General features: G+C 66.0%; 12 protein-coding genes. 6 read left to right on the top strand and 6 right to left on the bottom strand.

Annotated elements, in window-relative coordinates:
- Positions 1-127: 127 nt before the first annotated feature.
- The 6 genes from Q7C30_RS11390 to Q7C30_RS11365 all read left to right on the top strand — a co-directional run bounded on the left by Q7C30_RS11390 (position 128) and on the right by Q7C30_RS11365 (position 6,439).
- On the top strand, positions 128-595 hold the full coding sequence (locus tag Q7C30_RS11390; protein WP_039577293.1) for a (2Fe-2S)-binding protein: 468 nt from the start codon (positions 128-130) through the stop codon (positions 593-595).
- Positions 595-2,844, top strand: a complete 2,250-nt coding sequence (locus Q7C30_RS11385; RefSeq protein WP_317871557.1) for a molybdopterin cofactor-binding domain-containing protein — start codon at positions 595-597, stop codon at positions 2,842-2,844. Before Q7C30_RS11390 ends, Q7C30_RS11385 begins: the two co-directional genes overlap by 1 nt.
- 13 nt (positions 2,845-2,857) lie before the next feature.
- Positions 2,858-4,198: a cytochrome c gene (locus Q7C30_RS11380; protein WP_317871556.1), complete on the top strand. Its 1,341-nt coding sequence runs from the start codon at positions 2,858-2,860 to the stop codon at positions 4,196-4,198.
- A gap of 53 nt (positions 4,199-4,251) precedes the next feature.
- Positions 4,252-5,274, top strand: a complete 1,023-nt coding sequence (locus Q7C30_RS11375) for an XdhC family protein (protein ID WP_317871555.1) — start codon at positions 4,252-4,254, stop codon at positions 5,272-5,274.
- Positions 5,271-5,861, top strand: coding sequence for a nucleotidyltransferase family protein (locus Q7C30_RS11370; RefSeq protein ID WP_317871554.1), 591 nt, complete (start codon positions 5,271-5,273; stop codon positions 5,859-5,861). Before Q7C30_RS11375 ends, Q7C30_RS11370 begins: the two co-directional genes overlap by 4 nt.
- Before the next feature lie 77 nt (positions 5,862-5,938).
- Entirely contained in the window at positions 5,939-6,439 is a 501-nt protein-coding gene (locus Q7C30_RS11365) for a GNAT family N-acetyltransferase (protein WP_304484384.1), read from the top strand.
- Between the two features lie 38 nt (positions 6,440-6,477).
- Here the strand turns inward: Q7C30_RS11365 and Q7C30_RS11360 are convergent, their stop codons facing one another.
- The 6 genes from Q7C30_RS11360 to Q7C30_RS11335 form a co-directional block, all read right to left on the bottom strand.
- Positions 6,478-7,668 carry a multidrug effflux MFS transporter gene (locus tag Q7C30_RS11360; protein WP_317871553.1) on the bottom strand — a complete coding sequence of 397 codons (1,191 nt, stop codon included), beginning with the start codon at positions 7,666-7,668 and terminating at the stop codon, positions 6,478-6,480.
- Positions 7,669-7,713: 45 nt separating this feature from the next.
- The gene (locus Q7C30_RS11355; protein ID WP_052192019.1) at positions 7,714-8,313 is read right to left on the bottom strand and encodes a thermostable hemolysin; all 600 of its coding nucleotides are present in this window, start codon (positions 8,311-8,313) and stop codon (positions 7,714-7,716) included.
- A gap of 15 nt (positions 8,314-8,328) precedes the next feature.
- Positions 8,329-9,813 carry an AMP-binding protein gene (locus Q7C30_RS11350; protein ID WP_317871552.1) on the bottom strand — a complete coding sequence of 495 codons (1,485 nt, stop codon included), beginning with the start codon at positions 9,811-9,813 and terminating at the stop codon, positions 8,329-8,331.
- Positions 9,810-10,742: a TauD/TfdA family dioxygenase gene (locus Q7C30_RS11345; protein WP_317871551.1), complete on the bottom strand. Its 933-nt coding sequence runs from the start codon at positions 10,740-10,742 to the stop codon at positions 9,810-9,812. Before Q7C30_RS11345 ends, Q7C30_RS11350 begins: the two co-directional genes overlap by 4 nt.
- A gap of 240 nt (positions 10,743-10,982) precedes the next feature.
- Complete coding sequence (locus Q7C30_RS11340; protein WP_116888067.1) at positions 10,983-11,921, bottom strand: LysR family transcriptional regulator; 939 nt, start codon at positions 11,919-11,921, stop codon at positions 10,983-10,985.
- A gap of 25 nt (positions 11,922-11,946) precedes the next feature.
- Positions 11,947-12,453 carry a MarR family transcriptional regulator gene (locus Q7C30_RS11335; RefSeq protein ID WP_317871550.1) on the bottom strand — a complete coding sequence of 169 codons (507 nt, stop codon included), beginning with the start codon at positions 12,451-12,453 and terminating at the stop codon, positions 11,947-11,949.
- Positions 12,454-12,567 lie beyond the last annotated feature (114 nt).

Below are 12,567 nucleotides of genomic sequence, written 5' to 3'. Positions count from 1 at the left end.
GTCTAGAGTTTTCAGGTCAGGAATCCGCCTCGCTGCCCAGCACAGGTCATCCTGCCAGTGCCGCGCCTCGCTGCGCCGTGCTGCCTATAACGACGACACAAGAACCGATGATCAGCGGGTGAACGCCATGGAACTACGCATCAACCAGAAGACCTACCAGGTCGACGCCGACGACGACACGCCCCTGCTGTGGGTGATCCGCGACGACCTCGGCCTGACCGGCACCAAGTACGGCTGCGGCCTGGCGCAGTGCGGCGCCTGCTCGGTGCTGGTGGACGGCAATGTGGTGCGCGCCTGCGTCACCCCGGTGGCCGGCGTGGTCGGCCGTGAAGTCACCACCATCGAAGCGATCGAAGCCGACCCGGTCGGCCAGCGCGTGGTCGCCACTTGGGTCGACCAGCAGGTGGCGCAGTGTGGCTACTGTCAGTCCGGCCAGGTGATGGCCGCCACGGCGCTGCTCAAGCACACACCGGCGCCCAGCGACGAGCAGATCAGCGCGGCGATGGTCAACCTGTGCCGCTGCGGTACCTACAATGCGATCCATGCCGCCGTGCATGCGCTCGCCACCCAGCCCGCCGGGAAGGAGAGCGCCTGATGAACGCCCTGTTCGAACGTGCCCTGGCCCTGCCTGACCTGCCGCTGGATCGTCCACTGAACCTGTCGCGCCGACGCTTCCTGGCCGGCAGCGCCATCGGCGCCTTGGTGCTCGGCTTCGGCCTGCCGCTGGGCTCGGCGCGGGTTCAGGCGGCAACGGCCGCCGCGGATCAACGCGGCACCCAGGTGCCGGCGTTCCTGGAACTGCGCCCCGACGGCAGCGTGCGCCTGCTGTGCCCGTTCATGGAGGGCGGCCAAGGCACCCATACCGCCATGGCGCAGATCGTCGGTGAAGAACTCGACCTGGACCCTGCCCGCTTCGTGGTCCAGAGCGCGCCGCCCGGCGAAGCCTACGTGGTCATGGAAAACGGCATGCGCATCACCGGCGGCAGCATGTCGGTGCGCATGAGCTACCCGACCATGCGCCGCCTCGGTGCCCTGGCCCGCGCCATGCTGCTGCAGGCCGCGGCCGAGAAACTGAAGGTGCCGGTCGGGGAGCTCACCACCGAGCCGGGCAAAGTGCTGCACGCCGCCTCGGGGCGCTCGCTGGACTATGGCGAACTGGCCAGCGGTGCCCTGGACCTGCCCGTGCCGGACCCGAGCACCCTCAAGCTGCGCGACCCCAGCCAGTTCCGCTGGATCGGCAAACCCGTGCGGCGTCTGGATGCCTATGACAAGTCCACCGGCAAGGCGCAGTACTGCATCGACATCGCCGTCGACGACATGCTCCACGCCGCCGTGCAACACGCCCCGCGCCTGGGCATGAGTGTCGGCAGGCTGCGCAACGAGGCGCAGGTCAAAGCCATGAAAGGCGTGCACTCGGTGCATGTACTGCCCGGCGCCGTGGCCGTGGTGGCCGAGCGTTGGTGGCACGCCAAGCGGGGCGCCGAAGCCGTGCAAGTGGACTGGCAAGAACCTGGCGCCGACGTGAAGGTGCGTACGATGCCGGCCGACTTCTCCAGCGACGCCTGGCGCGATCACCTGGCCGCGCAGACCGGCCCGTCACGCGACGACGAGCATGAAGGCGATGTGGCCGAGGCGCTCAAGGGCGCCAAGACCCAGGTAGAAGCCACCTACCACAATCAATACCTCAACCACGCCCAGCTCGAGCCGCCGTCAGCCCTGGCCCGCTTCAATGCCGACGGCTCGCTGGAGGTGTGGCTGCCGAACCAGGCGCCGGACATGTTCCGCGACGACATCGCCCAGCGCACCGGCCTGACCAAGGAGCAGATCATTCTGCACTCGCCGCTGTTGGGCGGGTTCTTCGGTCGCCACTTCCTCTACGAATCGGCCAACCCTTATCCCCAAGCCATTGCCCTGGCCAAGGCGGTCGGCCGTCCGGTGAAGCTGATCTGGACTCGCGAGGAAGAATTCCTGCGTGACGTGCTGCGCCCGGTGGCAGTGGTGAAATTCCGCGCTGGACTCGACGACAAAGGCCTGCCGGTGGCCATCGAGGCGATCAGTGCCACTGAAGGCCCGACCGAAGCGCTGGCCGGCAAACAGGGTGAAAAGATCGATCCGACCGCGCTGGAAGGGCTGTCGGGCAAAGCCTACGCCATCGCCAACAAACGCATCGCGCAGATCTACGTCAAAGGCCCGGCCATGCTCGGCTACTGGCGCTCGGTGGGCAACTCGCTGAACGACTTCTTCTACGAGTCGTTCCTCGATGAGTTGGCCGACAAAGGCGGCCAGGATCCCTTCGAGTTGCGCTTGCACCTGCTGCGCGACAATGCACGCCTGACCACCCTGCTCAAGGCCGTGGGCGAGCTGTCCGGTGGCTGGAAGCCGGGTCCCTTCACCGCCGAGGACGGCTCCCGACGCGCCCGTGGCGTGGCCATGGCCTCGCCGTTCGGCTCGGAGGCGGCAGTGATCGCCGAGGTGTCGCTGGAGAACGGCCAGGTCAAAGTGCATGACATCTGGCAGGCGATCGACCCAGGCAGCATCGTCAACCCGTCGATCATCGAGCATCAGGTCAACGGCGCCGTGGCCCTGGGCCTGTCGCAGACGCTGGTGGAGGAAGCGGTGTACGTCAATGGCCTGCCGCGCGCGCGCAACTACGACCTGTACCCGATCCTGCCGCCGTCGCGCATGGCCCGGGTGCATGTGCGCATCGTCGAGAGCGGCGCGAAGATGGGGGGCATCGGCGAGCCGCCGTTGCCGGCCGTAGCGCCTGCAGTGGCCAACGCCGTCGCGCGGCTGACCGGCCAGCGCGTACGCAGCCTGCCCCTGAGCCGTCATACCTTCGCCTGACACGGAAGCCGCCATGAACAATCGATTGTCCACCACCCTCCGCTGGTTGGCGCTGCCGTGCCTGGTCGCTGCCGGTTTCACCGCCTGGTACGTCAACCGCGAGATCGCCTCACCGTTCGAGCAGCAGGCGGCCGAGCAGGATCGCGCCTTGGTCAGCCGCGGCGAGTACGTCGCGCGCCTGAGCGACTGCGTGGCCTGCCATAGCCTGCCTGGCCAGGCGCCGTTCGCCGGTGGGCTGGAAATGGCCACCCCGCTGGGCGCGATCCATGCCACCAACATCACCCCCGACCGTGACACCGGCATCGGCGCCTATAGCCTGGCCGACTTCGACCGCGCCGTCCGCCATGGCGTCGCACCCGGTGGGCGGCGGCTGTACCCGGCCATGCCCTACCCGTCTTACGCCAAGCTCAGCGATGACGACGTGCGCGCGCTGTACGCCTTCTTCATGCAAGGTGTACAGCCGGTCCAGCAGGCCAATATCCCCAGCGACATTCCCTGGCCACTGAACATGCGCTGGCCGATCGCCCTGTGGAACGGGCTGTTCGCGGCCGACACGCCGTACGCGCAGAAGGCTACCGAAGACCCGCTGTGGAACCGGGGCGCCTACATCGTCCAGGGTCCAGGGCACTGCGGCAGTTGTCACACGCCGCGGGGCCTGGCGTTCAACGAAAAGGCGCTCGACGAGTCTGGCCAGGCGTTTCTCGCCGGCGCCCTGCTCGACGGCTGGTATGCGCCGAGCCTGCGCCAAGACCCCAACACCGGGTTGGGCCGCTGGAGCGAGGCGGACATGGTGCAGTTCCTCAAGACCGGGCGTAACCAGCACGCGGTGGTCTACGGCTCGATGACCGAGGCCTTCAACAACTCCACGCAGTTCATGAGCGACGACGACCTGGGCGCCATCGCCCGCTACCTCAAGTCGCTGCCGGGCGACCCTGCGCGCGACGGCACGCCCTGGCAGTACCAGGCGGTGTCGGCGGCCAGCGAGCTGGACAAGCCCGGCGCGCACAGCTATGTCACCCGCTGTGCGTCGTGCCACGGCCTTCAAGGCCAGGGCCAGGCCGAATGGATTCCGCCGCTGGCCGGCGCCAGCTCGATGCTGTCCAAGGAGAACGCTTCGGCGATCAACATCACCTTGAACGGCTCGCAGCGCATCGTCGCGGCCGGGGTGCCGGACGCCTACCGCATGCCGGCGCTGCGTCAGCAGATGAGCGACGAGGAAATCGCCCAGGTGCTGAGCTACGTGCGCAGCGCCTGGGGGAACCACGGCGGTGCCGTCGATGCCAAAGACGTTGCCAAGCTGCGTGAGCACACCGACCCGGCCAGCAGCAGCCCGATCGTGCTGCACATGCGCTGAAACTCACCCGCTGCGCCAGATGCAGCGGGTCTCGAATCGCCCAAGGAGTGCCCATGGAAAGTATCGACCTGTTGGTGCTGCGCACGGCGCGGGACTGGCTGCAGGCCGGCCACCGCGTGCTGTTGGCCACGGTTGCCCACACCTGGGGTTCCTCGCCGCGCCCGGTGGGCTCGATGATGGCCCTGCGCGCCGACGGCCGGGTGGTTGGCAGCGTCTCCGGTGGCTGCATCGAGGACGACCTGATTCATCGATACACCGACGCCTACGGCGGCCCTGGCTTGCCCGACAGCCCGCCGCAGCAGGTGCGCTATGGCGTCAGCGCCGACGAAGCGCACCGCTTCGGCCTGCCCTGTGGCGGCACGCTGGAACTGATCCTGGAATTCTCGCCCTGCTGGCAGTCGTTGTCCCACCTGCTCGAGCAGCTCGACAGCGGTCACCTGGTGCGCCGCCAAGTGGCCCTGCATGACGGAGAAGCGACCTTGCTGGTCACCGCCACGCCCGAGCAGTTCAACTGCGATGGCCAGTACCTGGTCAACACCCTCGGTCCCGGGTATCGCCTGCTGTTGATCGGTGCCGGCGCGCTGGCCGAATACCTGGCGACCATGGCCCTGTTCAACGGTTTTCGCGTGTCGGTGTGCGACCCACGGCCGGAGTACATCGCCGGCTGGAACGTGGCCGGGGTGGACTGCCGGGTGGGCATGCCCGACGACGTGGTGCGCGACTTCGCCGCCGACCTGCGCACCTGCATCGTCGCCGTCAGCCACGACCCCAAGCTCGATGACCTGGCCCTGCTCGAAGCCCTGCAGGGCCCGGCATTCTACATCGGCGCCATCGGTTCGCGGCGCAACAGCCAGCAGCGTCGGGCACGGCTGATCGAGCATTTCGAGCAGACCCCGGCAAGCCTCGCCCGCCTGCGCGGGCCCATCGGAATTTACATCGGCAGCAAGACCCCTGCAGAAATCGCCGTGAGCGTGATGGCCGAAATCCTCGCGGCAAAGAATGGTGTAGACCTGCCGGGGGCGGTCAGCGTGACCAAGGCCAAGCAGGCCCAGGAACTGGCGCAGCCGGCGGCATGAATCGAACCACCCCATATGCGCGCTGCGCCGCGCTGGTACTGGCGGCCGGACAAGGGTCGCGGTTCGGCAGCGACAAGCGCCAGGCGCAGCTCGATGATACGCACACCGTCCTGCAGGCGACGCTGGCGCGGGCGCTGGAAGGCTTCGACAGGGTCTACGTGGTGCTGCGCCCCGGTGATGATCCGCCTACGCTCGGCATCGGGAGTCGGGTACGCACCGTGCACGCCGAACACGCGCTCGACGGCATGGGCGCCAGCCTTGCCGCCGGCATCGACGCCATGGCGGCCAGCGATGCTCACGCCGTCGCCGTGTTGCTCGGCGACATGCCATGGATTGCAGCGGCAACGCTGACGACACTGGCCTGCCAGGCCGATCAGCAATCGATTGTGCTGCCGTCTTATCGAGGCCGACGCGGCCATCCGGTGATCTTCGGCCGACGCTTCTGGCCCGCACTGGCGCGCCTGGACGGCGACCACGGTGGGCGCGCGCTCATCGAGGCCAATCCTCACGCCTGCCAGGTGATCGAGGTCGACGATCCTGGCATCCTGCACGACATCGATACCCCAGGCGACCTTCAGCGCCATTGAAGGCTTGTCATCACCCTTTGCGGCGCCCCCGCGCACAGGTACGCTAGCGGCCTTGCCCACGACCTGGAGCTGCGCCGGTGACCGATACCCAGACCGTCTACTACCTGGAGATGACTTCCCCTGACCAGTTGCGCGCCAAGCCAGCACGCGACGATCTGAACGTTGTCGAGTGCGAAATCGTACAGCCGGCGTTCAATCGCTTTCTCTACCAACTGGTGGGTAGCGACTGGTCGTGGACCGACCTGGACCACTGGACAGACGAACAATGGCAGGCCGAGATCGGTCAGGCGTGCCACCGCACCTGGGTGGCCTACCACCGCGGGGCCATCGCCGGGTATTACGAGCTGCAACGGCCTGATGGCGAGAACGTCGAGATTCGCTATTTCGGCCTGGCGCCGCAGTTCCTCGACCGAGGCTTCGGTGGCCCCCTGTTGAGCCAGGCCCTGCGCGACGCCTGGAGCTGGCCGGGCACTCGACGCGTCTGGCTGCACACCTGCAGCCTCGACCACCCGGCCGCCCTGGCCAACTACCAGGCACGCGGCATGCGCCTGTACAAGCAGGAAGTGGAACCGGTCTAGTCGGTCGATCGCGCCCTGCACGCGCAGGGCGCGCAGCCTTACGCCAACGACGCCTGCCGGGCCACCCGCGCGCCGACCATCCCCGACAGCGACACCAGCAGCAGCACGCCGAATACCCCGGCGATCGCCAGGTTGCTTTCCACGTCCAGGCCACTGACGCTGGCCGAGGCCAGCGAGCCGAACACCAGCATCAAACAACCCTGCAGGCTCGCCGCCACTCCAGCGCGGTCGGGAAACAGCGCCATCGAGCGGGCCATGGCGTTGGAGAAGATGAAGCCCTGGCCAAAGGCGATGAGCATGATGCCACCGAGCAGCGGCGTCAGGCTCAAGGTCTGGGGCGCGGCGGTGATACACAGTACGCCGCCGAGGAACAGCGCCAGCCCGCTCCACATCAGGGTGTCCGGCGACAGCCTGCGAATCAGCGCGCGATTGACCAAGGTGCCGGTCAGGTAGCAGCAGCCTACGCCCAGCGCCGTACTGCCGAAGTAGTGGGCGTCGTGGCCGAGCACGTCCTGCACGATGTGCGGGCCGAACACGTTCCACAGCAGGAACGCGGAAAAGCTCGAGCCCAGCACCACGACGGCGGCGCGAAAGCCTCGGTCGGCCAGAATCACCCGGTAGCCGCCCAGCGTCTGCAACGGACGGCGCCGCGACTCGACGGGCAGCGACTCCTTGAGCCCGGCGACCACGAACGTCAGTACCAGCAGCGCATAGGCGGCGTAGAGCACGAAGTTGTATCGCCAGCCGAAGTGCACTTCGATCAAGCCGCCGATATAGGGCGCGATCACCGGGCCCAGGCCGAAGGCCAGGCTCAGGTAGATGATCGCCACGTAGAATCGCGGCCCCTTGACCACGTCCACCAGCACCGCGCGCGCCACCACCTGGCAGGCGCCAATGGCGAAGCCTTGCAGGGCGCGGGCCAACAGCAGCATCTCGATGGAGGTGGCGGCGGTCGCCAGCAGGCTGCCGACCAGGAACACCCCAAGCCCGAGCAGCACCGCCGGGCGTCGGCCCCGGGCGTCGGCCATGATGCCGAAGAACAACTGCCCCAGCGCATAGAACAGCAAGGTGATGGTGATGGTGTTTTGCATCAGCGCCGGGCCTGCACCCAATTCGCGACCGATGGATGGCAGGCTCGGCGCGTACAGGTCGATGGCGATGCCGCCGAGGCTGTTGACCAGCGGGGCCAGGAACACGATGAAGTTTTCGTAACGCTTGGTGGCGTGCATAAGCTCTCCGACAGACCGGGCACTCCAGCCCGGTCTGCTCATGGGTCAGACAGACGCCGTTGGGGCGTGCTGCGGTGAGGGTGAAAGCAGGGTCGGCGCCTTCAGCCAGGCACTGGGCGAGGACAGGCGCGAGGCCAATACTCGCGGTGCCTGCTGGTAGTAGCGGCCCCAGTTGACGGCGGGATCCTTGACCCGCCGGGGATCGGCCGCGCCCAGGTCGTCGAGGTTATCGACGATGGGCGCCAGCAGTTGGCGCACCTGCGGCGTGGCAGTCAGCACCACCAGGCCGAAATTGCGCAAGGCCAGGGTGCGGATGACGTTGTCCAGCAAGTACTTGCCGGCACCGCTGCCGCTCTGGAAGGAGGCAAACGCGCCGATTTCGGCGATACGCCCGCGGTCCAGCGCGTAGCGCTGATCCAGCGGCGTATCCAGGTAGTACTCGCTGAACAGCTTGCCGGAATCGCCGTAGCTGATGCCGGCGCAGGCATAGCCCGGCGCACCGCCACTGGAGCCGGTCAGGCAGACGAACAGGTCCGGCTGCGGCTCAGGCGTGGCGTCGTAGTGCTTGAGGTAGTGGGCGCGCACCGCCTCCTGCAGGCAACGGTAGCCGGGACGTCCCTTGTAGAAATTGCGCACGATGTACATGGCTGACGTCCTGTCCTAGGTGTACAAAAGGTCGATGAAGTGCGCTTCGATCTCGGCCCGGCGTGGGCGACCGGTCACGGTGTAGAAGCGCTCACGGAACGTGGCGATGTCGTCGATCACACGCAGCCGCCTGACCCGCGCGAAATCAGCCAGGCGTGGCTCCAGGCGAGTCATCTCGTTCCGTACGGCCGCCTCGTCGGCAGTGCTCAGCACCAGCGCGCACGGCTCGTCACGGCCCTCGCCCATGACGATCATGTCGTCGATCAGCGGGCTCTCCTTGTAGACGTTCTCCACCCATTCCGGCGAAATGTTGCGCGCCGTCGAGAGGATGATCACGTGCTTCTTGCGCCCGGTGATGTACAGGAAACCCTCGCGCAACTCGGCGATGTCGCCGGTGTGCAAGTAGCCGTCGGACAGGTCGCAGGCGGTGTCGTCGGCGTTGTAGTAGCCGGCGCACAGGGTCGGGGTCTTCACCAACAACTCGCCATCGACCAGTTTCGGCTCGATGCCGTCGAGCAGCGTGCCGGCCGAGCCGATGCGGCGTTGGGCGGGAGAATTGAGCGAGATGATCGACGAGTTTTCGCTCAGGCCGTAGGCCTCGAACACCTGCACCCCGTGCGCGTCCAGAGCGTGCAACACACTGGCAGGCATCTTCGCGCCGCCGGTGATGATGTGTGGCGCACCGGGACCGAACAGTTGCTCGACGCTGGCGCCCTGCTCCAGCAACAGATTGGCCTCCTCCAGCAACTTGGGCGGCAGGTACAGGAAGTTGGGCCGGTTCGGTGCGATCAACTCCAGATAGTGACGGGCATTGCCGCTGGCCGCACCGTACTCGGCCACCCCTTCGGGCATCAGGGTCAGGCTGCCGCCGGAAAGCAGTGGGATGAACACCCCCAATACCTGTTCGATCAGCAGGCTCATGGGCACGATGGAAAAGTAATGCAGCGGCTGCGGCGGCAGGCGCTTGAACACGTTGTCCACCAGCAGACCGACCGCTTCGTCGCGGATCATCACGCCCTTGGGCCGCGAGGTGGTGCCGGAGGTATGAATCACCGAGACGATGCCGGCGGGCAGCAACTCGTCGTTCTGCGTCCAGGGTTCACCCGGCCCCTGCGCCATCAACTGGCGGGGAATGAAGCTGGGTTTTTCCGGCAGGATGCGTTGCAGGCGCCGGGCAGTGCCCTGGTCGCTGACGAATACCGCCGCTGCTTTGCCCAGCAAGCTGCCGATCTGGTCGTCGGAGAACTCGATTGGCACCGGCAACAGCACACCACCAACTTTCTGGATCGCCAGCAGGGTGTAGACCCACTCATAGCTCGAGCGCATGGCGATACCGAAGACCTTGCGCTGGCAGTCGCCGACCCGCGCTTGCAGGGCATCGGCCAAGCGCTGCACGTCGTCGCGCAGGCCGTGCAGGGTGTAGCTGCGCCCGTGCATTTCGCGGATCGCCACGCGATCAGGGGTGCTGGCCAGGTAGCGTTGCATCATCTGGCTGATCATTGCTCGGCTCCTGCCAGACGGTAGCTCTGGGCGCCGAAGATGCGCCGGGCAAGATCGTCCAGACGGCGACGGCCATGCATGACCCGGGTGTTGTCGACGACCATGATGTCGCCCTTTTTCCAGAAGTGGCTGTAGGTGTTGCGGGCAGTCACTTCCTTGATTTCGTCCCAGATCTCCAATGCGATGGCCTCGCCGTCAGCCCAGGTGATGCGTGGCGGCTCGTAGTTGACGCTGGGGCCGAGCATGGAGTTGCAGAACGCCTGACGGCCGCTGAAGGCGCTGGTTTCCACGGCGCTGATGATCAGTTGCGAGGCGATCAGGTTCTGGTCGATGCGCCGATAGGTCTGGCCGGCCACCTGCTGGTTGACCTGCTCCAGGTGCTCGTCGGTGATGCTCTCCAGCGGCAGTTGCAACTCGATGCTCAGGAACCGTCGCACGTTGTGCCAGGGAATGCGCCGGGCGTAGCGGATGGGCTGGGTCTGGAAGCGCTTGCGGGTACTCGGCGACAGGTCGAACAGCACCCGCTCACCGTCGCACAGCGTGGTTTCGGAGCCCACGGCGGCCGCCTCCAGGCAGTAGAACCACTGCAGGTCCGGGTTGAACGGCAGGTTGCCGTTCTCCCGGTGCAGACCCATTTCGTGAACGCCTGCGTCGATTTCGGCGGTATTGGTGGTGGCCGCCTGGCGTGCTGGATCGAAGGTCACGCGCGAGGAATGGGCGCTGACGAAGTCGTTGAAGTGCTCGAGCGAATCGGCGAAATCGCGGTAGATCACCGCGCCGGTGTGGGCCAGATCCTCATAGAGGTCCGCCGTGCTCATCGAGTCGAAGACGCGCAATCCCGGTTCGACGGCATGAATGCACTCGAAGCCGTAGCACGGGGTGGGCTGACGGTAGAAGGGTAGGATTCTCGGTTGTGTATAGGCCAGCATCTGACATCTTCCTTGGGAAATGGATTACAGACAGGCGAGCAATCCGCCGCCTGACCAGACCAAGGTAGGGGAAATGTCGGGTGGGCTGGTTTCAAGAAACCGAAAGCCCTGATCAGAAATTAAAACCCTCTGCGCAACAGGGAACGTGCCTGCGCCGACGGTGGTCGGGGCGCACGACGGCGAGTTGTTCATTTTCGGTTCACTCATCCTGAGCACCTGTAGTCCTTGTTCGTCAGCGCCTCAACTGGCCCGAAGCAACTCGCTCGCCACATCCTGGATCAGGGTGCGCAGGCTGGCGACGTCGCCGCTGAGGCTGCGGTCGCGCGACCAGATCATGTCCACCGTGAACACCGGAAAGCCCATCGGCGGCTGGCATTGCATCACCCCCTCGGGGATACGCAGGTGCGCGAGCAGACGCGCCGGCAGCGACACGGTGGCGGGCACCGCCGCGAGTATGTTGACGCAGGCCTGGTAGCCATTGGCGCGCACCAGCACGTTGCGGGTGCGACCGATCTTCTCCAGCCAGCCATCGACCATGTTCTTTTCCGAGATCCACGGCGTGGGAAAAACGTGCGCCGATTGACAGAATTCGTCCAGGCTCATGACCCCCGGCTGAGCCAGACCCCGCTCGCTGGTCAAGCAGACGAATCCGTCACTGAGCACCGGCTGCCATTGCAGTTCCGGATGCAACTGGTGGTAGCTGGGGCCAAAGCCGATGGCCAGGTCGATATCACCGGCGATCAGCCGATCCACCGGCAGGTCGCGACTCAGCCGCTCCAGGTGCAGCGAGGTGTTGGCGTGGCTGCGCGACAGGCTGGCCAAGGCCTGTGGCAGAAAGGCCAACTCGAAATACTCCGGCGCGCACAGACGCCAGATCCGTGGCATGGCCACCCCATCGGCGGATGCATCGGCTTCGGCGCAGCGGTTGACCGATTCGATCACCACGCGCAGGTACGGGGCGATCTTTTCTGCCTTGGCCGTGGGCTGCAGCAAGCCTTGCGACGAGGCGAACAGGGTGTCGTCGAAGCATCCGCGCAGGCGCTTGAGGCAGTAGCTCACGGTTGGTTGGCTGACATTCATCAGTTCGGCCGTGCGCTTGGCGCTGCGGTGTTCCAGCAGGTTGAGAAACACCACGATGTCCTGCAGGTCGAGCTGCTTCAGGTAATTGCTGTGCAGCACGCACAGGTCTCCTCGCCAATGGGATTCATGGGATGGGTTCGCCATCTTCGGGCAGCGCCGCCAGCATGCGCTTGAGCATGCGTGCCAACGCCTCGCGCTCCTCCGGCGCCAGGGAAGAGAGAAACTGGTTCTGCAGCGCGGTATGGCTGCCGACAGCCTGCTCGATGCTGTGCAGGCCCTGGGTGGTGAGCGCCACCTTGTAGCTGCGCTTGTCGGCGGCGTCATGGAGTTGTTCGATCATGCCGGCGTCCTTGAGCCGGTTGAGGCGGTTGGTCATCGCCCCTGAGGTGATCAGCAGTGAGTTGTACAGTTCGGTCGGCGTGAGTTGATAGGGCGCACCGGCACGGCGCAGCGTCGCCATTACATCGAACTCACCCTCCTTGAAACCGTATTGTTCCAGCACCGCGCCGCGCCGGCGCTCCAGGTGCTTCTGCAGGCGCGCCATGCGCCCGAACACCTCCATGGACGAGGCGTCCACCGAGGGCATCGCCTGCGCCCACTGCGCGACGACGAAATCGACATGATCTTTCATTGCGTCACCGTTCGTTCACCCTGAACTGTATGGGCCATATCCCTGCCATCACCTGGCGCTTCCCAAGTATCTTAACGTTAAGTTATCTTGATATGCACGAGTTATGAACCGGGA

The organism is Pseudomonas sp. RAC1 (assembly GCF_030658255.1).
GTDB classification, from domain to species: domain Bacteria; phylum Pseudomonadota; class Gammaproteobacteria; order Pseudomonadales; family Pseudomonadaceae; genus Aquipseudomonas; species Aquipseudomonas boreofloridensis.
This window is presented reverse-complemented; position numbering and strand designations above follow the sequence as displayed.